This is a genomic window from Tabrizicola sp. T74 (genome assembly GCF_057219935.1).
In genome coordinates this window covers 1-22,957 of the sequence record NZ_JBXVVT010000004.1, presented here as the reverse complement: position 1 = coordinate 22,957, position 22,957 = coordinate 1, and the positions used below count along the sequence as shown (strand labels likewise).

The 22,957-nt window shown below is 62.8% G+C and carries 16 protein-coding genes; 8 read left to right on the top strand and 8 right to left on the bottom strand.

Annotated features, from left to right (window positions below):
- The first annotated feature begins 116 nt into the window (after window positions 1-116).
- A complete protein-coding gene (locus AC2EAL_RS12170) occupies window positions 117-827 on the top strand; it encodes a DUF6065 family protein (protein ID WP_484724497.1) in 711 nt (236 codons plus the stop codon).
- An 86-nt stretch (window positions 828-913) separates the two neighbouring features.
- Window positions 914-1,303 (top strand): hypothetical protein, encoded by a 390-nt coding sequence (locus AC2EAL_RS12165; protein ID WP_484724496.1) that lies wholly within the window; start codon window positions 914-916, stop codon window positions 1,301-1,303.
- Window positions 1,304-1,418: 115 nt separating this feature from the next.
- Here the strand turns inward: AC2EAL_RS12165 and AC2EAL_RS12160 are convergent, their stop codons facing one another.
- Together AC2EAL_RS12160 and AC2EAL_RS12155 are read right to left on the bottom strand one after the other, a co-directional pair.
- Window positions 1,419-2,168 (bottom strand): zf-HC2 domain-containing protein, encoded by a 750-nt coding sequence (locus tag AC2EAL_RS12160; protein ID WP_484724495.1) that lies wholly within the window; start codon window positions 2,166-2,168, stop codon window positions 1,419-1,421.
- A gap of 45 nt (window positions 2,169-2,213) precedes the next feature.
- Complete coding sequence (locus AC2EAL_RS12155; RefSeq protein ID WP_484724494.1) at window positions 2,214-2,705, bottom strand: RNA polymerase sigma factor; 492 nt, start codon at window positions 2,703-2,705, stop codon at window positions 2,214-2,216.
- Between the two features lie 226 nt (window positions 2,706-2,931).
- Here AC2EAL_RS12155 and AC2EAL_RS12150 point away from each other — a divergent pair, with 226 nt between their 5' ends.
- From AC2EAL_RS12150 to AC2EAL_RS12135, 4 genes are all read left to right on the top strand, one after another.
- Window positions 2,932-3,216, top strand: coding sequence for a hypothetical protein (locus tag AC2EAL_RS12150; RefSeq protein WP_484724493.1), 285 nt, complete (start codon window positions 2,932-2,934; stop codon window positions 3,214-3,216).
- An 8-nt stretch (window positions 3,217-3,224) separates the two neighbouring features.
- Window positions 3,225-4,289 (top strand): S8 family serine peptidase, encoded by a 1,065-nt coding sequence (locus AC2EAL_RS12145; protein WP_484724492.1) that lies wholly within the window; start codon window positions 3,225-3,227, stop codon window positions 4,287-4,289.
- 812 nt (window positions 4,290-5,101) lie between these two features.
- Entirely contained in the window at window positions 5,102-10,405 is a 5,304-nt protein-coding gene (locus AC2EAL_RS12140) for a Hint domain-containing protein (protein WP_484724491.1), read from the top strand.
- Between the two features lie 540 nt (window positions 10,406-10,945).
- The gene (locus tag AC2EAL_RS12135) at window positions 10,946-11,227 is read left to right on the top strand and encodes a hypothetical protein (protein ID WP_484724490.1); all 282 of its coding nucleotides are present in this window, start codon (window positions 10,946-10,948) and stop codon (window positions 11,225-11,227) included.
- An 84-nt stretch (window positions 11,228-11,311) separates the two neighbouring features.
- Here AC2EAL_RS12135 and AC2EAL_RS12130 read toward each other — a convergent pair whose 3' ends face one another.
- The 5 genes from AC2EAL_RS12130 to AC2EAL_RS12110 all read right to left on the bottom strand — a co-directional run bounded on the left by AC2EAL_RS12130 (window position 11,312) and on the right by AC2EAL_RS12110 (window position 17,574).
- On the bottom strand, window positions 11,312-11,467 hold the full coding sequence (locus tag AC2EAL_RS12130) for a hypothetical protein (protein ID WP_484724489.1): 156 nt from the start codon (window positions 11,465-11,467) through the stop codon (window positions 11,312-11,314).
- Between the two features lie 247 nt (window positions 11,468-11,714).
- Complete coding sequence (locus AC2EAL_RS12125; RefSeq protein ID WP_484724488.1) at window positions 11,715-12,152, bottom strand: hypothetical protein; 438 nt, start codon at window positions 12,150-12,152, stop codon at window positions 11,715-11,717.
- Window positions 12,153-12,393: 241 nt separating this feature from the next.
- Window positions 12,394-12,753 carry a hypothetical protein gene (locus tag AC2EAL_RS12120; RefSeq protein ID WP_484724487.1) on the bottom strand — a complete coding sequence of 120 codons (360 nt, stop codon included), beginning with the start codon at window positions 12,751-12,753 and terminating at the stop codon, window positions 12,394-12,396.
- Between the two features lie 17 nt (window positions 12,754-12,770).
- Window positions 12,771-15,914: an efflux RND transporter permease subunit gene (locus tag AC2EAL_RS12115; RefSeq protein WP_484724486.1), complete on the bottom strand. Its 3,144-nt coding sequence runs from the start codon at window positions 15,912-15,914 to the stop codon at window positions 12,771-12,773.
- Between the two features lie 13 nt (window positions 15,915-15,927).
- Window positions 15,928-17,574, bottom strand: coding sequence for an efflux RND transporter periplasmic adaptor subunit (locus AC2EAL_RS12110; protein WP_484724485.1), 1,647 nt, complete (start codon window positions 17,572-17,574; stop codon window positions 15,928-15,930).
- A gap of 860 nt (window positions 17,575-18,434) precedes the next feature.
- Between AC2EAL_RS12110 and AC2EAL_RS12105 the strand changes: the two genes are divergently transcribed.
- Window positions 18,435-18,794: a DDE-type integrase/transposase/recombinase gene (locus tag AC2EAL_RS12105; protein WP_484724484.1), complete on the top strand. Its 360-nt coding sequence runs from the start codon at window positions 18,435-18,437 to the stop codon at window positions 18,792-18,794.
- A gap of 314 nt (window positions 18,795-19,108) precedes the next feature.
- Window positions 19,109-22,348 carry a sensor domain-containing protein gene (locus AC2EAL_RS12100; RefSeq protein WP_484724483.1) on the top strand — a complete coding sequence of 1,080 codons (3,240 nt, stop codon included), beginning with the start codon at window positions 19,109-19,111 and terminating at the stop codon, window positions 22,346-22,348.
- A 326-nt stretch (window positions 22,349-22,674) separates the two neighbouring features.
- On the opposite strand, the gene AC2EAL_RS12095 is transcribed toward AC2EAL_RS12100, so the two are convergent.
- A partial coding sequence (locus AC2EAL_RS12095) for a Hint domain-containing protein (protein ID WP_484724482.1) occupies window positions 22,675-22,957 on the bottom strand: 283 nt, incomplete at its 5' end.

The window sequence follows — 22,957 nt, the reverse complement described above, 5'->3', positions numbered from 1 at the left end:
AGAAAGATGAAGTCTTCCCATCAAAGGGCGCTGCCGAATTGCCCAGAGGGCAGAGCCCCTGCAGGAATACTTCCGCTCCTGCCGCGTTATCGACGCAGTCAGTCAGGAGACACCAGATGAGCCTTTTCCGAAAGCCGGCGCCGATCCTTCAGTTCCTGTGCGAACCGAAAGACGAGGGCGTCATTGCCCCCCCGGTTCCGGCCAAGGCTTACCTGCCGGACTGGTTCCGCAAGCTGCCCGCCGTCGATGACAGCAAACTGTCGCAGACCGACACCGGGCTGACCGTCAAGCGCTGCATGCCCTTTCTGGATGCGATGACCACCGGCTGGATCATTCCCCTTGCGGCCACCGTCCGGATGGAGATCAAGGAGCGCGGCGCCGTCATGGAGGCCGGATGGGATTTTGACCGCACGATGATCTCGAACCACGGGATGCACCAGGTCAAGGGCAACCCCTGGGGCAACCGCCCGCCGCGCAAGTTCCACAACTACTGGACGATCACCACACCCCCGGGCTGGAGTTGCCTGTTCATCAACCCGATGAACCGCCCGAACGGGATCTTCGAGATCGTCGCCGGGATTGTCGACACCGACACCTACCGGTCGCCGATCCATTTTCCGTTCTTCGCAACCGGACCCGACGGCCTGCACGTCATCGAAAAAGGCTCGCCCATCGTGCAGGTCATCCCGTTCCGCCGGGATGCCGCAGAGGTCCCGGTCGAAATCCGGGCGGAAACCAAGGCCGAAGCCGACACCCGGACCAAGGTCCTGCGCCTGACGCAGGCCGCGACAGGCTGGTACCGGACCGAGGCGCGCGCCAAGCGCTAAACGACTCCCACACAAGCGCTGAAGGGCCAGGGCACATGCTCTGGCCCTTTCGCTTTGGTAGGCACGGTGATCATGGGACCCTGGAAATGCGAAACGCCGACCCCAAGGGGGCCGGCGTCCGACAGAGAGACGGGTTGCCGTTCGATCAGTCGTCGTCGCCGTCGCTGTCAGAGTCCGAGTTCGAGTTCGAGTTCGAGTTCGAGTTCGAGCTGCTGTTCGAGCTGGAGTTGCTGCTGGAATTCGAGCTGCTGTTGCTGTTCGAGTTCGAGCTCGAATTGGAGTTCGAGTTGCTTTCCGAACCACATGACGTGGCGGCCTGCACACCGGTCTCGGTGTCGCAGGAGTCGTCGTCGGCCTTCACAGGGGCGGCCAGGAACGAGGTCGCCATAAAGGCAACGGTGGCGACTTTGGCGAAAGTCTTCATCGGTGGTTTCCTTCTTTTCAAGAAGCAGCCATCGGTGACTGCACAAGGATAACGGACCGAAGCCCTTTCTATTCCGCAGAAATATGCGTCGCAGTTCGATTTTCTTGTCCAAAACGAAAACCCCCGCACGTGGCGGGGGCTTGCGGGGCTTTCGGGAAAGCGCAGGCTTAGCGAAGGGCGGCCAGTGCGGCGGCTTCCTCGTCCGCGGACATCGGTGCGCCAGCCTCGGTGGCCGACAGCCAGGCGTCCAGAGTGTCCAGCGATGAAGCAGGGGCATAGCCGGTTTCGTCTGTTGCCGCCGATGCGACCGCGAGGCGAACCGACCAAGCCTCTTCGGCGCGGCAGGCGACGGCAACCACTGTATCGCCCCCGGCACGATCATGTTCGAACTCACGGCAGAACTGGCCATCGCCATCACGAAAGCTGGCAATTGCGGTGAAGGTGGCACCGTTGCCAATATCTGTCCGCTCGCCCGATTTCACAGCGGCCAAAGCCTCGACCAAAGCCCCCTCTTCGATGGCCGCGACGGCAATCCTGTCAGAGTCCCCGGTTGCAGGTTTTCCAACCCAGCCACCGAACACACCGACGGCCAACGCCACCGATGCAGCAATCGGCAGCTGCCAGAATGGCACTGTCCGACGACGCGACGCCAGATCGATGACCTGCGCCGATCCTGCGGGTCCCTGACGCCGCGTGGCATCGGCTTCCGCCATCGCGCGGATCGTAGCTGCCAACTTGTCGGAAACCGGCGGGGCCGCACCCAGCGCTCGCTTGACCATTGTCCTGCTGTCGGCGAATGCGGCGACCTTTGTGGCAAGAGCCTCGTCTTCGGCAATTGCGCGTTCTACCTCGGCCGCTTCGTCCGGCGACAATGCGCCGTCTGCATAGGCCATCAGCCGTTCGTCATCGATTGCCATCGGGGCCACCCTTTTCCTCATGTGCAGGGTCTAACGCACGGCGCATCACTTTATTCCCATCTTGGCTGCGACCGCGAGACGCGCCCGGGCCAGACGGCTCATCACCGTGCCGATCGGAACCCCGATCACCTCGGCCGCCTCGCGGTAACTCAGCTCGTCCACGCAGACCAGCATCATCACCTCGCGCTGGTCCTCCGGCAGGTCCGCAATTGCGGCCTCCGCCTTGCGCAGGGTCAGGACGGCCTCGATGTCGCGGACACCGTCGACGATCGCCGCATCCGGAGCATCGGAAATCTCGATCGTCACGCCTTGTGTGGTGGTGCGCCGCGCATGGTCGATCCAGGCATTGCGCAGGATGCGGAACAGCCAGGCGTCCAGCCGAGTCGAGGGATCGAACCGGTCGCGAGCCGCAAAGGCCCGTTCCGCCGTGATCTGCACAAGGTCGTCGGCCAGATCCCCCCGCCGGCACAGCGAAAGCGCGAACCGCCTGAGATTGGGCAGAAGCGCAATCAGCTCGTCACTGAACCTGTCGGGCATGACTTCTTTCTGCTCAGGATTATGTTGGACGCAAAGGAATAGCGCCCGCGGGTCATCCGTAAAGCGAAAGAACGGAAATCGCTACCCCGATCACCAATCAGGAAACCGGACGCCCCCATGCAGGACAAACTCCTTCTCCACCTTGTGACCGTGATGCTCTTTCTGGGCATGGTCACACTTGCTCCGGCCATTTGGCACGAGGATGCGTCTTTCGCGCAGGACGGCGATGACGACGATGGCGGTGACGACGACGATGACGATGATGACGGCGGCGGTGGCGGTGGCGGCGGGGGCGGTGGCGGCGGGGGCGGTGGTGGTGGAACGGGCGGTTCTGGCGGGGGAACAGGCGGCAGTGTTGGTGCAGGCACGAATGGCGATGACGATGGCACCGGGGGCGGTCGCGTTGATAACGAAGATCCGCCGTCGCGGACGACAGGCAAGCCACCCCGGCGCGCCCCAGCCTCTCAGGCCCCGCGCGAGCTTTCTCAGTTCGCCCCCGGGGAAATCGTAACGCTGGCTTTGACCGATGCAGACCTGGCCACCCTTCTGGGTCAGGGGTTCCGCGTGCTGGAAGAACGCCCGGTGCCCGAGATCGGCATCGTCGCCCGGCGGCTGGCCATCCCGGAAGGCCTGACACTGGAAGCCGCCCGCGATCTGGTCCGCGCACTGGCCTCGGGCGGGGATGCGGATTTCAACCACTATTACCGGACAGAGGAATCGTCATCCCCCCGGGTCGAACCGGCTATCTGCAAGGGCGAACACTGCGCTACCCTGGAACAGATAGGCTGGCAGGCACAGGTCCCGTCCGCAGCCTGCACGACCAGTGTGGTAATCGGCGTGATCGACACTGGCATCAACCCCGACCATGCCGCCTTTGCCTCAGCCCGGCTGGACGTTCACCGGCTTGCGCCCGACAGCCTTGACCCCTCGCGAGCCATCCACGGCACGGCGGTTCTTTCGTTGCTGATCGGCAGCCCGGACAGCCGCTCTCCCGGGCTCTTGCCGGATGCCCAAGTGGTTGCCGTCGATGCCTTCCACAGCAAGGATGGCGATGAGCGCGCCGATGTCTTCACCCTTGCCGCCGGGATGGATTTTCTGGCCGACCGCGGCGTTCGCGTGATCAACATGAGTCTGGCCGGACCGCCAAACAGCGTGCTGGAGGCTGCGACAGCGGCTTTGGTGGAACGCGCGGTCATCGTTGTGGCTGCAGTGGGCAATGGGGGCCCCAAGTCCGCCCCCAGCTATCCCGCGGCCTATCCGGGGGTGATTGCGGTCACTGCCGTCGATGCCAATGACACTGTCTATCGGCGGGCAGGTCAGGGGCCGCATGTCGATCTTGCGGCACCTGGAGTCGAGGTCTGGACGGCGGCCTCGGTCAGTGGGGCCAAACCCAAGACCGGAACATCCTTTGCCGCGCCTTTCGTGACCGCAGCAGCCGCCGCTGCGCTGGAGCAGAAGCCCGATCTTGATGCCGCAACACTGTCTGCCGAGCTTGCCTCCGCGGCGCGTGATCTGGGCGACCCGGGCCGGGACGATGTCTATGGCTTTGGCCTTTTACAGGCACAACAGACCTGCAGGAACTGATCATGGACCCCGAATGGGGCCTGTCGCCACGACCGGCCAAGCCCGATCAACGCGCTGTTGGCCCGTTGAATGATGGTTTGACAGCGATGTTGTCGAAAGAACTTCGCTTGCTGTGCGCCAGAGCGCCAAGCTAGCTTCGGAAGATTTCCGAACGCTCCCCTTTCCGCCAAAACGATACGAGCCCCGAGATCAAAGACTTCGGTCGCGGTGATGATCACAAGTTGGGGCGCGGGCTACGCAATAGGTCCGGGAACTGGCTCATGCCATTCCAACGACGCGAGCGACCGAAGTTGCGGTTCCCGCGCCTGCGAACGTTGCAGAAGTTCGCCTCAAGGCTTGCCTCGGTCCACAACCACTTTGCGACGGAGCGCCACCTCCAAGATCGCGACACCTCCAAGACGACCCGCGCCTACGCTGTCGCAGCAAGGCACGGCCTTCTCGCTGCCTGATCCAAAGGCGGGATCGGCGTAACGGAGTCTGGTTCGCATTCTTCTGACAGTCCCCCCGTCAGTTCGGAAGCCTGAATCACGCAGACTGGGCAGCCTCAGGCCGGTGAACCGATCCTAACCCCGGACCGACTTTCGAGCGTTGGCCTGCTTGCGTTCCACATCGCAAGCCAGGCCGGAATTCATCGGTCCTTAAGCCTGATACGCCAATTTCGGATCAGCGAGACTCTGGGAAACAACGGTGACGGTTCTTTATCCGAGCACCGCACACCGTAGGCTGAAGGCCGGATCGCTGGCTGTCAGGCTTCCGGGGTTGCGGTGTCGGACCGGAAACGAAGGCTTCCCGCTTGAAACAAGGTTCTGCGGATGCCTACGACTTTTGAAGTTATCTACCTCGGCAAGTCTGCGGTAGACATCGACCCGACCGAAGGCAACACGTCGTCAGAGAACCTGGGCGCGCTGGTCGGTTCGACCTTCGGCGGGGCGGGCAACCCGCTTTATGACAACGTCGGGATCTGGTCGCCGGTCGGCAGCCCGGGCAACACCTACGACGTCAACAACAACCCCGACCAATTCGCCGTAAACGGCACGACCTACCGCTATGACGGCGGGGGGGCTTATAACGCCACGGTCACCTATTCCGACGGAACGACGGCTTCGGTCGTTGCCAAGATCGCCCAGTCCACCACGGGCGAACTGTTCATGACCACAGAGACGGCCGGACAGGAAGCCAACCAGGCGCTTCTGCAAGCCAAGCCAATCCTGTCGATTACCTTCAACTCGGCCCAGCCGCCCACGCCCGGCATGGCCGCGGACCGACTGGCCGGAGACTTCCTGGGCCCCGTCGATGGAACGGTCGGTGCCGACAACATGGGCGTCGGATACACCGATTCAAACGGCGACGCGGTGACCAACAACGCTGACGTGATCCGGGCCGGGGATGGCAACGACACGATCAATGCGGGCGACGGCGGGGACCTGGTCTACGGCGGTGCAGGCAATGACCAGATCGACGACTGGAACGGCAACGACACCGTCTATGCCGGGTCTGGCAACGACACGGTTGATCCAAGCACCGGCACCGACATCTTCTATCTCGAAGACGGTAACGACCTTGTCCGGCTTTGGGACAACGTCGGGACAAAAACCCTGTTCGGCGGCAGCGGTACCGATACGCTCGACTTCACGAACTGGCAAAGCACCTCGGGTGTAAACGTCACGTTCAGCCCCGACGGATCAGGATCCTACAGCCATTTCGGCGGGCAGACGACCGGCAGTTTCTCCGGCTTCGAATCCGTTTCGGGCACGGACAATGCCGACACGATGAACGCGTCGAACGCGACGGTAGCCGTCGACCTGAATGGCGAGGCGGGCAATGACACCCTGACCGGCGGCTCGGGTGCCGACGTCATCCGGGGCGGTGCCGGGCAGGACAGTCTGGTCGGAAATGGCGGCGCCGATCTCCTGTATGGCGGAGACGCCAACGACACGCTCCGCGGCGACGCCGGAAACGACACCTTCTACGGCGGCAACGGCAACGACCTGGGCTTTGGGGGTGACGGCAACGACAGTTTCGGCAGCTGGAACGACGAAGGTGGCAATGACACCTTCTATGGCGATGCGGGCGATGACAGCATCATCGGGGGTGACGACAACGACCAGCTTTACGGCGGCACCGGCAATGACTCGCTTTTTGGCGGTGCCGGCAACGACAGCAGCTTTGGCGGCGCGGGCAATGACTGGGGGATCATCACCGACGACCACAACGCCGACTTCTACGATCTGGGCGAAGACACGGGCGATTTCGACGCGCTGGGCTTTGGCAACTGGGCCAGCACCAACGGGGTCAGCGTCACGTTCAGCGGCACGGATCAGGGCAGCTATGCCTTTTCGGGCGGCTTTGCCACCGGCACGTTCACCGGGGTCGAGGGCGTCTCCGGGACCGACTTTGCCGACACGCTGAACGCCGCGGCGGATACGGACGGGGTAACCATCTTCGCTCACAGCGGGGCTGACAGCATCTCCGGCGGATCTGGCAGTGACAACCTTGATGGCGGCGTCGGCAATGACACGATCGTGTTCGGCCTGGGCAACAACACAGTCTTTGGCGGCGATGGCGATGACGTGCTGGACGATGTCGGCGGCACGTTCCTGACCGGGAACAACCTGCTCTATGCCGGCGCCGGCAACGACACTGTGTGGTTCGGTGCGGGCGATACCACTGTCTACGGCGGAGCGGGAGATGACCTGATCGACGACCACGCCGGGGGTCAGCTTGACGGCGTGAACCTGTTCTACGGCGGCGATGGCAACGACACTGTCTTTTCCGGCAATGGCAACGACACGACCTACGGTGACGCCGGGAACGACTCGCTGTCAGGTCAGGTTGGCGATGACCAGATCTACGGCGATGTCGGGAGCGACAGCCTGTTCGGTGGGGCTGGCAACGATCGCCTCTATGGCGGACTTGGCAGCGACACGCTTGATGGTGGCGATGGCGACGATCTGATCGACGGAAGCGACGGCGACGACTATCTGGTTGGCGGCACGGGCAATGATAGCCTCGATGGCGGTGCGGGGAACGATACCCTTGTCGGCGACGATGGGAATGACAGCCTGGTCGGTGGCAGCGGCAACGACAGGATCGAAGCGCGCGCAGGTAATGACTCGCTCTTCGGCGGAGATGGCAATGATAGCCTGTTCGGCGAAGGTGATGGCGACTACGTTTCGGCTGGCGAAAACGATGACTACGTCTCTGCTGGCGCAGGGAACGATACGGTCCTTGGCGATGGCGGAAACGACCTGGTATTCGCCGAAGACGGCGATGACAACGCCTATGGCGGACAAGGCGATGACACGTTGTACGGCCAAGCGGGCAATGACTTGCTGCTCGGCAATGAGGGCAATGACGTCCTTCAAGGCAACGAAGGCGAAGACCTTCTGTATGGTGACCTCGGCAACGACAGCCTGTTTGGCGACGATGGCAATGATACTTTGGCGGGCGGCTCGGGCAACGACAGGCTCTATGGCGGTTCGAACTCTGATGCCGTTGCGGGCGATGCTGGCAATGACCTGATTTTCGGCGGCACTGGCGCTGACAGCCTGTCCGGCGGGGATGATGCCGATACGATCTACGGCGACGCGGGCGACACTGTCGCAGGCGGCGAAGGTGGCTTGGACGCCGATACGCTTGTCCTGAACTTTGCCGATGTGCAGACCATCACCTTTGGCGGTGGGAACAACGAGGCAGGGACGGTCACCTTCACGACGGCCAGCGGTGGCGGCACGCTGACCTTTAGCGAGATTGAGAACATCCGCTTTTCAGGCGCCGTCGACGGGACCGCTGCCGGCGACGTCATGGGCGTCGGTTTTGTCGATGCCGAAGGCGACAGCATTGGTGCGGGCAATGACACGATCCTTGGTGGGGACGGAAACGACTCCATCGATGGCGGTGCCGGCAATGACGCGATCTACTTTGGAACTGGCAACAACACGATATCCGGCGGCGCTGGCAGTGACTTCATCGATGACGTGGCGGGCACCAGCGCTACTGGAAATGACCTGATTGACGGTGCCGACGGGAACGACACCGTCTGGGCCGGTCACGGGAACGACAGTGTCAGCGGCGGCACCGGCACTGATGTGCTTTACGGCGATGGCGGCAACGACATCGTCTCGGGCGATGCGGGCAATGACTCGGTCATCGGCGGGTCAGGCAACGACACGCTGTATGGCGGCGACGGGGCGGACTTTGTCAGCGGTGAGGGCGGGGCGGATTTCCTGCTGGGCGACGGCGGCGTTGACACGCTCTATGGCGGCGATGATGCCGACACCCTGAATGGCGGGATTGGCGCGGACAGCCTGTTCGGCGGCGACGGCAATGACCTGCTGGTCAGCGACGGCACCGATTTCAGCGTGCAGAACCTGCTAGATGGTGGCGCGGGCAACGACACGATCCGCGTCGGCGGCAGCTTCAACGGCGAAGACACGATCGCTGGTGGCGACGGCACCGACACGCTGGAATTGCTGCCAGATGACAATCGAAACCTGACCGTTGATATGACTGTCGGCAATGTCGCTGACTTGCGACATGGATCGCAGGTTTACACCGGGATCGAGAACGTCACCACCGGCGGCGGCAACGACAGCATCATCGGCGACGGCGGCAACAACCGGCTGCAAGGCGGGGCCGGGAATGACACGATCGCTGGCGGGCTCGGGAACGACACGATCCTGGGCCAGGTGGGCAATGACAGCCTCCTTGGTGACGGGGGCGATGATGACCTTCAGGGCGGGGATGGCGACGACCGCATCGAGGGCAGTACCGGCAATGACCGGCTTGATGGGGACGCCGGGAACGACACGCTGATTGGCGGGGCCGGTTCCGACACCTTGAGCGGCAGCGCTGGGATCGACACGGCCGACTATTCCACCTCTGCGGCGGGCGTCACGGTCAACCTCTCGACCGGGGCGGGGTCAGGCGGCGATGCGGCAGGAGACACCCTGTCGGGGATCGAGAATGTCACCGGGTCCCAATCTGGCGACAGCCTAACCGGCGGCGCTGATGACAACCGGTTGTCGGGCGGCGACGGCAGCGACACGCTGCGTGGGAATGCGGGCAATGACACGCTTTTTGGTGGGACCGGCAATGACACCCTCGTCGGAGGCGCGGGTTCCGACCTGATCGCGACCGGGGACGGGAACGACATCGTCTACCTGGACATCGCTGGCGCCACCGACACGGTCTCCGATTTCAACATGACGCTGGTCGGCGGAAAAACGATCGACCAGCTCGATGTGTCAGAGTTGACCAATGCCTTGGGTGCCTCCCTGACCTGGCGGGACGTGGTGGTCACCGACACCATCGGTGACGGCACCGGCGATGCCATCCTGAGCTTTCCTGGCGGTGAGCGGGTGGTGCTGCAGAACGTCCGACCTGATCAGGTGGACGGATGGCGCGAACTGACCGCCATCGGCATCCCTTGCTTCGCTGCCGGAACCCCGATCCTGACCCCTTCCGGGGCACGCCCCGTCGAGACATTCAAGAAGGGCGACCTGGTCGTGACGCCGGAAGGTCCGGCCCCCGTGATCTGGGCGGGCTCACGCACACTTGGCCGGGCCGAGCTTGAGGCGGACCCGGGCCAGCTTCCGATCCACTTCGAGCCGGGTAGCATCGGCAACACGCTGACCTTGCGCCTGTCGCCACAACATGCGGTGCAAGCCACGGGCGTAGGCGGGAAGCCTGCTTTGGTCCGCGCCAAGCACCTCGCCGAAGCCGGACTGCGTGGTGTCCGCATTGCGCGCGGCGTTCGATCCGTATCCTATCACCACCTGCTTCTGGAACAGCATTCGCTAGTGCAGGCAGCAGGTGCCATGGTCGAGACGATGTATCCTGGCCGCGTCGCCCTTGCCGCTTTTCACCCTGCAGCGCGCATTGCCATCGCAGCAGCGATCTACAGTGTCCGCAAGTCGACCGACGCCGGGATTGTCGATCTTCGGGATCTTTCACAAATCTACGGCCCGAGGTGTCTTCCCCTGCTGCGGCGCAAAGACGCCATGCGCGCCTGCGGAAATCTGACACCTCCGAAACCTTGTGCTGGCAAACGCTTTTCAGGGTGGCCGCACCCGCCACGAATAGAGGTTGGGACACTGACGACGGTTTTTCATTAAGTGGCAACTGTCCCGACTAACGCCGATGGCAGTGCACGGGACCCAAATCTCGCGGAAACCGAAAGTCGAAAGAAATGAGCTTTGGCCGACGAGGAAGGCCACCTTGCCTTTTCTGAAGACCAGACCTTCGTCCTGCCGCTATTTCCAGACCAGACCCACGATTATCCGCCTGGCGGTGATGTTCTACATCCGGTTCCCGCCGCCTAGGTTCAGGACCGCTGCACGAGCAGGTCATCAAGACCCGCCAGGATCACGCAAGTCCAGATCCATTCCATAAATATCCGTAACTTACAGGACAGAAAGGTTGGATGTCGGGCCCGTCCCCTTGGCCACCTGCCCCAGCGAAAGTGCTCTCCCGTTCTGGCTGCGACCGGACTTTTCCGTTTCTTTCAATGGGGGTTGCGTCGCTGGCCAAGCACGGGCACCGGCGCCCCATCACCACCCACCGGATCATCCCGGAAGCCGCAAATCCATCGGGCAAGCCCCGGGACCATTCCAAGCTCACGCCAGACGGCAGGATGGCCATAAGCGGAGAGGAAGGTGATCGAGGACTTCGCGGTGACCCACGGTGTCGAGGTTCTGGCGCGGTTCACCGAGGTCGAAAGCGGGCGCAAGGCGGAGAGCCGGGGGCGAGCCGGTAAAGGTGGGGCGGCGCTCAGAACGGCTGTCTCGGCAATTGCCGAGGCCCATGCGGCAGATTTGGCGCCGATACTCGCAGACATCCGGGCGGAGGGACATAGGTCGCTCGGTGCCATTGCGGCCGAGCTTGCGACGCGCGGGTACGGGCGCGGCGTGGAAGGAAGCGGCGCGTGGGGAGCGTAGATCGCCGCTGCAGAGGTAGCAGGCGTATTTCAAGCATTGCGACCGAGGGCTTGAACCGAGGTCACGCTGTCGGGCAGATAATGCTCACCCATCCTGCGGTCGGGCAAGCAACGATCGGGCGTTGTCGGTGAAGCCATACTTGCTTCCGTACACCGCCAACTCTTTCTCGAGAGCTGCGATGCGCATCCTTAACTGGGCAACCAGCTTGGCGAGCGACTGCCCCTGTTCTCCCTCGTCCATGACATCGTCCTTTACGTCCGATGCGCACCGTGCGCCCAACTTGACGGCAAAAGTTATACTCGAAGCCAAAAGCGTTAACAAGTTATCCAGATGGAGAATAACTAAGGCGTCCCGGCTGCTCGTTGGCTCGATTGCCAAGTGGAAGACGAATTATACCCGCAGCTTCAGCTCTTTACCTGGAAGCAGTGCCGCTTCCTGTCATCCAGGTGTCAGCCGACCCGCCGGACGCGCAGATGCAGCAGCTTGGCTATCGAGGCAGTTGGCGAAGCATCGCGTCCAGCAGCCCGGGCTGGGCCGTCTTTGCGGCTAGCCACGACAGGGCCTGTTCCAGATCCACGGTGATCAGAGTGTCTTCTTCCTTGCGAAGCCCCATCGCTTCAGACCACAAGTTATGCATCCGGATGTTGCCGAAGTCGTGGCCGCTCTGGATCAGAAAGGCAGCGGGCTCCGCCGGAATGCCGGGCATGCGCATCTTTCGCAGCGCTATGAACTTGCGGCTGTCCTCTCCAGAAATTCCGGCGACAGCAACCTTGCGTAGATCGATCAGGAGTGCGCGGTGTCGGCCCTTGCCGGATCCCGGACTACCAAGGGTCTCACCCACTTCCATCAGATCGGCTACAGAAAACGGTTCATCATACGTAACAACTACCAGACCGAAGTCTTCGAAATGCTTCAACTTGTGCATCGGGCAATGCCTCTGCTGCTAGCATCGGGGCCGACGAAAAACCGGCTAGTCACTACAACCTACCTTGGGTCTGAGAGTTCCGTCCCTGCTGAGCGCCGTGAAGCGCTCGCTCGGGTTGAAAACACAGCACCCCGCCCCATGCAAGTATGCTGAGGAGAGAAGGCTTCAAGGTCAGCTTTGGCGCGCAACGACCTCTAAGAACAGTTCCGCCGAAACTTGCAGCGGCCGGTGCCGGCCGACTTCAGAACTTGGCCTGGACCGTGGTTCCATCCGGCCCGGTAAGCTGGACCGCGCCCTTCACATCCACCGGTACGGTCACACCCGTGTCGGCGGACAGTACGCCCGGCGCTGCGGGGGCAAGCGGCACGCGGACGGGCTTGCCGTCGATCAGCAGAATGGCGGTGCCGGTCATGCTGGACGTGTCCACGACGCTGTCATCGGCGTCCAGAGTGACGTGGACATTCACCATCGTGCCCGCGGGGACAAGTTCGACGCGGTAGGGGGCGGCGTCGACGCGCATGCCGCCGTTCGGGCCGATACCAGGCTCATGGGCGGCGACGGGGCCAGCAAGGAAAAGCAGGGCGAGAAGGCTGCGAAGCATGGGTTTGTCCTTTCGGATTAGAAGGTCTGGAGGGGAGTGCCGAATGCCAGCTGTGGCTCCGACAGTCTTGCTTTCTCGGCCTCGACCAACCGCTCCACCGACTTGCGGCCGTAGCGGAGGAAAAGGACGGGGGTGAGGAAGGTGTCAAGCAGGGTCGAGGAGATCAGCCCGCCGAAGATGGTGATCGCCACCGGGCTGAGGATTTCCTTGCCCGGCGCATCGGCCCCGATCATCAGCGGGATGAGCGCGACCCCGGCGGAAAGCGCGGTCATAAGGACCGGCGTCAACCGTTCCAGCGAACCGCGAATGATGAGGTCGGGCCCGAAGGGCATGCCCTCGTGCAGGGCAAGGTTGATGTAATGGCTGATCTTCAGGATGCCGTTGCGCGCCGCGATGCCGGTCAGGGTGATGAAGCCGATCATAGAAGCGACGGAAAGGGGCTGCCCCGCGATCCACAGCGCCGCGACCGACCCGATCAGGGCCAGTGGGACCGAACCCATGATGATCAGCGCGCAGACCGCCGATTTGTAGCGGCTGTATAGGATCGCGAAGACCATCCCGAGCGAAATCAGCGACAGAAGCGCGATGGTCCGGCTGGCCTCTTCCTGGGCCTGGAAGGTGCCCTCCAGCGAGGCGGTGTATCCGGTGGGCAGGTCGGCCTTTGCCAGAATGGCGCGGATCTGCGCGACGACGGCGGCCATGTCGACCTGTCCGTCGGTATTGGCTAGCACGATGATCCGCCGACTGCCGTTTTCGCGCAGGATCTGGTTCGGCCCGTCGGTCTCCGTCACCTCGGCCAGTTCGCGCACTGGCACCCAGCCCGCCGGCGTCTCGATCAGAAGATCGCCAAGCGCCTGGGTGGTGCGGCTTTCGTCGGGCAGGCGCATGACCACGTCATAAGATCGCGCACCATCGACCAGGCGGGACACGACGCGGCCGTTCGACAGCCGCTCCAGCGCCTCGGTGATCGCGGCGGGCTGGATGCCGTAAAGCGCCGCCCGGTCGTAATCGACGCGGATTTCCAGTTGCGGAATACGGACCTGCTTTTCCACCTGCAAATCGACGATGCCTTCGATCCCCGCCATCTCGGCGCGCAGGCCTTCGGCCACGGTCCGCAACGTGTCGAGGTCGGGGCCATAGACCTTCAGCGCCAGTTGCGCACGCACGCCTGACAGCATGTGGTCAAGCCGGTGCGAGATCGGCTGGCCCACGTTCACCGCCACCGGCAAAAGCGACAGGCGGCTGCGGATATCGGCCACGATCTCGTTCTTCGAGCGATCCGAGGGTTCGAGGTCAACCTCGATTTCCGAGGAATGGACGCCCTCGGCATGTTCATCAAGTTCGGCTCGCCCGGTGCGGCGGCCCACGGCGCTGACCTCGGGCACGTCGAGGATCAGCTTCTCGGCGATCAGCCCGACGCGGTGGGATTCCGCCAGCGAGATGCCGGGGTTGAAGAGCATCGAGATGGTGAAGGTGCCTTCGTTGAAGGGCGGCAGGAAGGCGCGGGGGAGGAGAAGCGCCGCCCCCGCTGCAGCCAGAACGGCCGCGACGGACAGCGCCATGAGGCTCCGCTGCCAACGGAAGACGAAGCCAAGCGCTGCCCGGTTGCCGCGCTTCAACACACGGATCAGCCAGCTTTCGTGTTCGTCCAGGCGCTTCAGGCCCGGCAGCAGGTAATAGGCCATCACCGGCGTCAGCGTGATCGAGACCAGCAGACTGACCAGGATCGAGATGATGTAGGCCTGCCCAAGGGGCGCAAAAAGGCGGCCTTCAATCCCCGACAGGGCGAAAAGTGGGACGAAGACCAGCACGATGATTATCGTCGCATAGACGATGCCCGAGCGGACCTCTTGCGAGGCGGAGACCACCACCTGGAAGGTCGAGCGCGGGTTCCCGGCCTGCCGGTTCTCGCGCAGCCTTCGGAAGATGTTTTCGACATCGACCACCGCATCGTCGACCAGTTCGCCAATGGCGATGGCAAGGCCCCCCAGCGTCATGGTGTTGATCGACAGGCCCAGCATCTGGAAGACAATGGCCGTGACAAGGATCGACACCGGGATCGCGGTCAGCGAAATGAAGGTCGTTCGGGTGTTCAAGAGGAAGGCGAAGAGGACGATCGCGACGACCACGATCGCCTCGACCAGCACCTTCTGCATGTTCTTGACCGAGGTTTCGATAAAGTCCGACTGGCGGAACAGGATGTCGTCGGCCCGGATGCCGTTCGGCAGGGCTGCGGTGATCTCGGCCAGCGCGGCTTCGACTTCGCGGGTCAGCTTCACCGTGTCGACATCGGGTTGCTTTTCGACCGAGACGATCACCGCGGACTTGCCCATATAGCCCGCCTCGCCCCGTTTCAGCCGTGCGCCATAGCCGACGTCGGCCACCTGGTGCAGGAGGATCGACTGACGCCCGTCGCTTTTCACGACGACCTTTTTCAGGTCTTCAAGGCTGAGTGTGCTGCCGATGTTACGGATCAAGAACTCGCGCGCGTATTGGTCGGTGAAGCCGCCGCCCGTGTTGCCGCCAAAGGCGGTGATTGCGGCCTCGACCTCTTCCAGCGTCACGCCAAGCGCGCGCATGGCGTTGGTGTCAGGCGCGATGCGGAACTGGCGCACCTCGCCCCCGATGGGGATGACTTGCGCCACGCCGGGGATGGTCAGGAGGCGCGGCCGCACGATGAAGTCGGCCGCCTCGCGCATTTCCATCGGCGAGACGCCCTCGGGCGCGGTCACGGCGACCAGCATGATCTGCCCCATGATGGAACTGATCGGCCCCATTTGCGGCACTACGCCCTCGGGCAGTTGCGCGGCGACAAGGGTCAGCTTTTCGGCGATCTGCTGGCGGTTGCGGTAGATGTCGGTGCCCCAGTCGAACTCGACATAGATGATCGACAGGCCGACGCCAGAGACGGACCGGACCCGTTCCACCCCCGGAAGCCCGTTCATCTGGGTTTCGATCGGGTAGCTGACCAGCTTTTCGACCTCGGGCGGCGCAAGCCCTTCGGCCTCGGTCATGATGGTGACGGTCGGGCGGTTCAGGTCGGGAAATACATCGACCGGCAGGCGCAGTGCGGTGAAGGCGCCATAGCCCATCATGATGAATGCGATGGCCAGCACCAGCACACGGTTGCGCAGCGACTGCGTGACAAGGAAGGTGAACATGTCTGCCCTCCCCTCAGCGCAGCTGGTTCAGAAGTTCGGCACCCTGCGTAACGACCCGGTCACCTTCGGCCAGACCCGCGACGATAAGGACGCTGCCGCCGTCAAGGGGCTCGGTCCGCACGGCGCGAGGCTCGAAAAGCTCGGGGCCGACGTGGACGAAGACGATGCTTTCGCCATTCGCCCCGCGGATCACCGCCTCGCGCGGCACGCCGATCCCCGTCGTGACATCCGCGGTTTCGGCGTAGACCGTCACCCGCTCCCCCACCATCAGGCGACCGGACGGATCGTCAACGCGGTAGTGCACCGGGCGGGCCTGACCGTCTTCGGCAAAGCCCTTGCCGATCAGGGTCAGCGGGATGGCATCGCTGCCCTCGTCCGCAACCGAGGCCGTGCCGGCGACGGCGGCGTCGGCAAAGAGCGAGGCCTCGACCCAAAGCTTCGCCGGGTCGATGATGTGGAACACTTCGGTATTGGTTTCCGCAGTCAGCCCCGGTGCCGCGTTCGCTTTCGACACGATCCCTGCCACAGGCGCCACCAGCGGCTCGGCGTTCATCGGCTGGGAGTCGAGTGCTGCGCGCTGGTCGCGCAGGCCCTGCAAGGTAAGCTCGACCTCTTCGAGCTGCGCCTGCGAGATTGTCCCTGCCTCGGCAAGGGGCCGGTAACGGGCAAGCTGGCCTTCTTCCAGCGCGATCTCCTGGTCGAGTTCGGCCTTGGCCTGCCGGATCGAGGAAAGGTCGGCCGCCGCGAGCGAGGGCTCGACCAGGGCCATCAGCTGACCGGCCTCCACTTTGCTGCCGATAGCGGGGAATCCGTCAGGTGGTGGGGCAAGGCGGCCACCGATCGCGGTCTGGACGAAACCGCTGGCGTTCGGGTCGGGCACCACGCGGCCCGCCATCTCGATGCTGCGGCGATGTTCGGTTTCCACCGTCATCAGGGTACGGATCGCAAGAATGCGTTGCGCGGCCTTCGGGGCAAAGATCCGCCCGTCGGGAAGCCGCTGTGCCACATCGCGGACGACGGGCTCGCCGGATGCCGGAGTGTCAGCCATCGCAACGGTCGTGCCCAACGCCAGTGCAACGACGACCGTCGCGATCCCCGCCACAACTGCGCGTCGCCGCCCCACCGCCATGACCGCCAAGCCCAGCAGGAACCCCGCCCCGGCCAGCGCCGCCAGCTTAAGCGCCTCGACCCGCGAGGGGCGGTCCAGAAGCTGCCACAGGGCGGCCGTGGGGGGCGCGGGCTCTGCAACCGGCAGGGCTTCCGGGATCGTCAGGGTCGCGGTGACAAAGTCGATGTCCACCCCCGCAACGACAGTGAAGAGCAGCTCGTAGTCGCCCGGCTTGGTCGCCCAGGGCGCGTCCAGCAGATACACCTCGCCGTCGGCTTTCGCCGCGACCGGGCCCGCCGGCGTTTCGACTGACACCTCGGCCCCGATGACAGGCTCATTCGTCTCGAACCGGTCGATGTAAAGCGTAAGGGCGGGACCGTTCGCCACAGCAACCAGCTGAAACAAGGGGGAAAGCCCGGTCGCGCGGGGTGCGGTTATGACCGTGGTGGGAGGTTCCTCGTCCCCATGCGAATGGCCCTCATGCGCCGGGGCGGCAAACGGAAGCAGGATGCAGAAAAGGGTGGCAAGCACACCCACGCGAAGATTGGTCACGACACACCTCGATCAGACTGACGGAATTGATGCCACTGGCCCGTGGCGCTCTCTTTCCGTCAGGCTCTGGGTGGTCGCCTCAGCGCGGTCTGCTGCGATCCGTCGACACGGGCGTCGGACGGAAGCGAAAAGCGCTCGTTTCCGGCATCGAACCGAGGCGATGCGTCGTGCAGCGACACAAGTGCTGTCGCACATGTTGCGGGAGAACAGCACGTGGTTTCGCACTGCGCCGTGACACCTAGGTAATCCCCGGTCGCTGGGGCTTCATCAGCAAGATCTGCGGCATTCTCTGCCGCGTGGAAGCCATGAGCCTCTGCCGCGCCCGGCGCAACGAGCAAGGTAAGCAGGCCAAGCGCCAGAACTAGCAGGACGCAACGCAGCATTGTGCCCAGCCGATGGAAACGGCTGTGCTGTGGGTCGCCGGTCGTGGCAAGACGGTCGAAGGTCATCAGGCGTCCGTGCGCGTTCTACGGCAGCACATAGCGGACCGGCTGACGCAAGGTTGTCACAAGATCGTGAGGATGGATGGACGCGGACGCGCTACTGGTGCCCGCCATTGTGCGTAGGAAGCATGTCGGCCCTCCTTCCCGCCCGGTCATCCTTGGACGCCCGGTTTACCTGGCGTGAGGATCGGCAACCCTGCTCTGCGGCTCCAGCCGCCTGGAAATCCTGCGACACTGATCAACATGGTGTTGTCAGAGGAACTTCGCCTGAGCCGAGCGGGGCACGTGGCCAGTCTTCGCGGATGTCCAAACGCTCCCCTTTCCGCTGTCGCTGCGAAACGTCGAGGGTCTCCAGCATACGTTGATATCGAGATCAGCCACGGGACGGTGCGTTCTGGTAGAACACGCCCCGGCCCGATGTTTGCTGCAGAGATCAGGAACAAGCGCGTCGAGGACAAGCGCGCTCATCGCCACTGGAGATTGCTCCTGGACGCGGTCTACGTGAAGATCAACGAGGTGTCTCAATACCTCTTGCGCGCTGTCGATCAAGGGGGCGAGGTGCTGGAAAGCGTCGTCCCCAAGACCCGCGACCGCAAGGCAGCCCTTAAGCTCTTTTGGAAATCCACGAAGTGGCGCGGCCGTCCGGAAACTATCGTCACGGATCGCCTTCGGTCCTACTGCCCCGCCTTGAAGGGCCCGGACTGCGGTGACGACCGGAAGATGGGGCGCCGTCCCAACCATCGGTCCGAGGCTTCGCATCAGCCGCTCCAACGATGAGACCGCGCAAAGTTGCCGTTCCGGTGGATGCAAACGCTGCAGACGTTCTGCCTCAGTCCACACCTTGATCCACAACTGCTTTCCGATGGAGCCTCCCGTCCAAGTCGTAACGCCACAAGCAGACTTGCGCCGCCGCACTCGCCGGGTGGCGCAGCCCTATAGCTACCCAATCAAGAGGTGGGGCCAAGGATAGACGAACCTGCTTCGCATTTGACCGATAGTGCCTCTGTACGGGAAGAGGTCGTTAACGGAATAAGCCTACGTTCCTCGGCCATCGGAAATGGGTTTCCCCCATTCGATCCAGAGGTCGACACATGTTCCAACACGTTCCCAGCATCGATTCTGCAGGCGCGATGCTTTTCCTCGATTCACCGGGAATGGACACCATTTGCAGATTCTCGCGCGACGGATTGTTCGTCCATGCCAACTCGGTCTTGTGCGAGGCGACGGGGTTTGACAGTGAGGATCTGATCGGGCAGCCGTTCCTTTCGTACATCCACCCCGACAATGCAGACGAAGCAACGGCCGCTACGGGCAGTTGGGGACAGGGCACCGGCGCTCGGCCCTTCTCTGCACGTTTCGCCCGGAAGAGTGGCGGATACTGCTGGCTCAAGTGGTCGCCCTTCGCCCTAACCTCCGACGACGTCATCTGCGCAACCGTACGTAATGTGACCGACGATCGGCGACTTCGGGCGCTGTCAGCCGAACTCGAAATCATGAGCGACGTCGGAACCTGGGAAATCGACCTCGACACGCAGTTCCTGTACTGGTCGCAGGTTACCTTCCGTATCCATGAACTCGACCCCGGCACCTATACACCAAAGGTCGAGGACGGGCTGAGTTTCTACCCCGAAGAGGCGCAAGCAGAGCTCCGCGCCGCAGTATCTGCGCTGATGACTGCAGGCACGCGTTTCGACCTTGAACTGCCATTCGTGACTGCGAAAGGCCGACGCATCTGGGTCCGCTCGACGGCGTCTGCGGAGATCATCGGCGGGAAGATTGTGCGGGTCTTCGGCACCTTCCGCGACATCACCGAAGAGAGGGCACAGCGCGAGCACCTGCTCCGGCTAAGCAACGTGGTCCAACAGGCGCGGACCGCGGTGATCATGTGCGGAGCCGACCGACGCATCGAATGGGTGAACCCCGCCTTCGAGGAATTGTCGGGCTACAGTCTTGCTGAAGCACGCGGTCAGACAGTCAGTTCGGTCGTCCAATGCGACAAGACCTCACGCGACACCATCCGGGCCATCAACGATGCGCTCGATGCGCAACGCGAGTTCAACGGCGATATCCTGAACCGCTCGAATGACGGATGCGACTACTGGGTCTACCTGAATATCCAGCCTCTGCTTGATGCGCAGGGCAATCTGTCGGGGTTCATGGCGATTGCCATCGACATCACCGAAAGAAAGACGGCCGAAGCTCTGCGTGATCTGGCCGTCCAAGATGCCCGCCGCGCCGAGGAAAGCCTTCGCAGTGCCGTTGAGGTTCTTCCGGATGCTTTCGCACTCTACGACAAGAACGATCAGCTTGTGGTTTTCAACGAACGGTACCTGAAAACCTACGATCTCAGCGCGAAGGCGATCGTACCGGGCGCGCAGTTCGAGGACATCCTGCGTTACGGTTTGGCACAGGGCCAGTATCCGGAAGCCGCAGGATGCGAGGAGGACTGGGTCGCGCAGCGGCTTCAGGCTCACCTCGACGCGGGCATCGTTCAAGAACAGAAGCTGGGCAACGACAAATGGGTGCGCGTGGTCGAGCAGAAGACCCCAAGCGGAGGCCGGGTCGGGTTGCGCATCGACATCTCTGAATTGAAGGATCGCGAGCGGCGCTTGTCAGAGATCATTCGCGGCACCAACGTCGGCACTTGGGAATGGAACGTCCAAACCGGCGAGACCATCTTCAACGAACGTTGGGCCGAAATTGTTGGTTACAAGCTTGAAGAACTGCAGCCGACGACTATCGAGACCTGGCTGAGGTTCGCCCATCCTGAGGATCTGGAGATCTCAAATCGGGCGCTGGAGCAGCACTGGCGGGGCGAAGTCGACTTCTACGACACTTCCGTTCGAATGCGGCATCGCGACGGGCATTGGGTCTGGGTTCTTGACCGGGGGCGCGTCGGGTCGTGGACTGCGGATGGAAAGCCGCTCTGGATGTATGGGACCCACCAGGACATAACCATCAGCAAGAACGCAGAACGACGTCTGCGTCGTGAGGCGTGGCACGACCCTCTGACAGGCCTTACGACCCGGAGCCGTTTCGTGACCCATCTCAGCGAGATGCTCAAGGACCCCATCAAGGCCAATCGGCTGGTTGTTCTGGCGCTCGATCTCGACGGCTTCAAGGCGGTGAACGACACATTGGGACATCCGGTGGGGGACCAGGTCCTGAAGACAGTCGCCAATAGCATTAAGGCGAAACTGCAGGTCGAAACGCGACTGCAGGACCACGTCGTAGCCCGTTTTGGTGGCGACGAATTCATGATTTGCGGCTACTTGCCATCCGGAGACATGGAGGCTTTTTGCGCTGAGCTTGGCGATGCTCTGATCGCAGAGGTCGATGCCCCCATGATGGTGACCCTTGATGACGGTCGCCAGGAGCGCTGCGTTCTCGGGGTTAGCATTGGGTATTCGTTGAGTGAACGAACCCACGGCAACATCGACATCTTCCTCAGCAATGCGGACATCGCGCTCTATGAGTCCAAGCGTCGTGGAAAGGGCGTCACAACAGCTTTCAGACAAAGCATGCGAGAGACAGCTGAAAGCATTCACCAGATGACCACCGAACTGAAGTCCGGCATCAGAGGCATGGAATTTCAGGTTTGCTTCCAACCACAGATCAGCCTTGAGGACGGCCAGCTTACCGGTGTCGAAGCGCTGGCACGCTGGCACCACCCGGAGCGCGGCATGATCGGTCCGGGCCAATTCATGGCCATGGCAGAGAAATGTAATCTGGTCGATGCTTTGGACGGTCAGATCATGTTGCATGCCTTCCAGGACTATCGGCAAAGCCAGGTGGAAGGCGTTGATCTTGGGAAACTTTCGGTCAATGTGAGCGGTCCGGCGCTTCGGAACCCCGATTTCTGCGACCTCCTGTTCAATGTCGCCGCCGGATACATGATTGACCCGGGGCAAGTGACCATCGAAATTCTGGAAAACATCTTTATCCAAGGCGATACTGATCCGGCAATTCAGACCCTTCAGAAGCTTTGTCGGGCTGGGTTCGGCGTGGCAATTGATGATTTCGGCGTCGGATACTCATCCTTGGCCAGGATCTCTCGCGCCGAAATCTCTGCGATCAAGATCGACCGCTCCCTGGTCCATATGTCGGGGACCGGCAACATGGATACAATCCTAAAGGCCACTGCAGCCATGGCCAAAGGTCTGAGCGCGACCTTGCTTGCCGAGGGCATCGAGACCGAAGCGCAACGCATCGCGATGAAGTCTCTTGGCTTCGATGTGGGGCAAGGATTCCTGTGGTCAGAACCGCTTCCGATATCGGAACTGAAACAGTGGGTGCTTTCGCGGCGCGACGGTGGTTTGAGGCTTGCTTGAACGAGTATGGGCTTGATCGCAGGCGCTATGAGGGAATGAGCGGAGCGGGACGGCACTGTGTTGCCAGATGACCTTTGGTTGCCGCGGAACATTGCGCCTGGCGTTGTGGGTCCGCCGCATGCTGACGTTGCAGAAGCTCGCCTCCGTGAATGCCTCGGGCGGCGGCCGCGTTCCGACCGGGCGCCATCTCCAGAAACTCGGCACCTGGAAGCCGTCCCGCGCCGCTGCTCTCGCCGCGTTGTGCGGCTTTCTCGCTGACGGACCCGAACGCGGGGTGAGGTAACCGAGCCTGGTTCGCATTCGTCGGGCAGCGCCAGGTAGCATTCTCAACATCCAAGCAGCATCCGCGTCTCGTAGCCCTTCAGGGTCATCCGTGCGGCCGGGTAGGCATCCGGGGCGGCAAGTTCGGGGAAGAGGCGGAGCAACTCGTCGCGCTGGGGGTCGGGCATGCCGTCCAGGACCCGCGGGCCGGGCTGGAAGCTTTCGGACCACATGCCATGGGTCCGCACGATCTGGTGGCGGTCGAACATGATGTGGACATAGGTCACCGGCTGCGGCCCTTGGGTGAAGCCGCGGCGCCCCAGCATCTGGATCGCGGGGACCAGCACC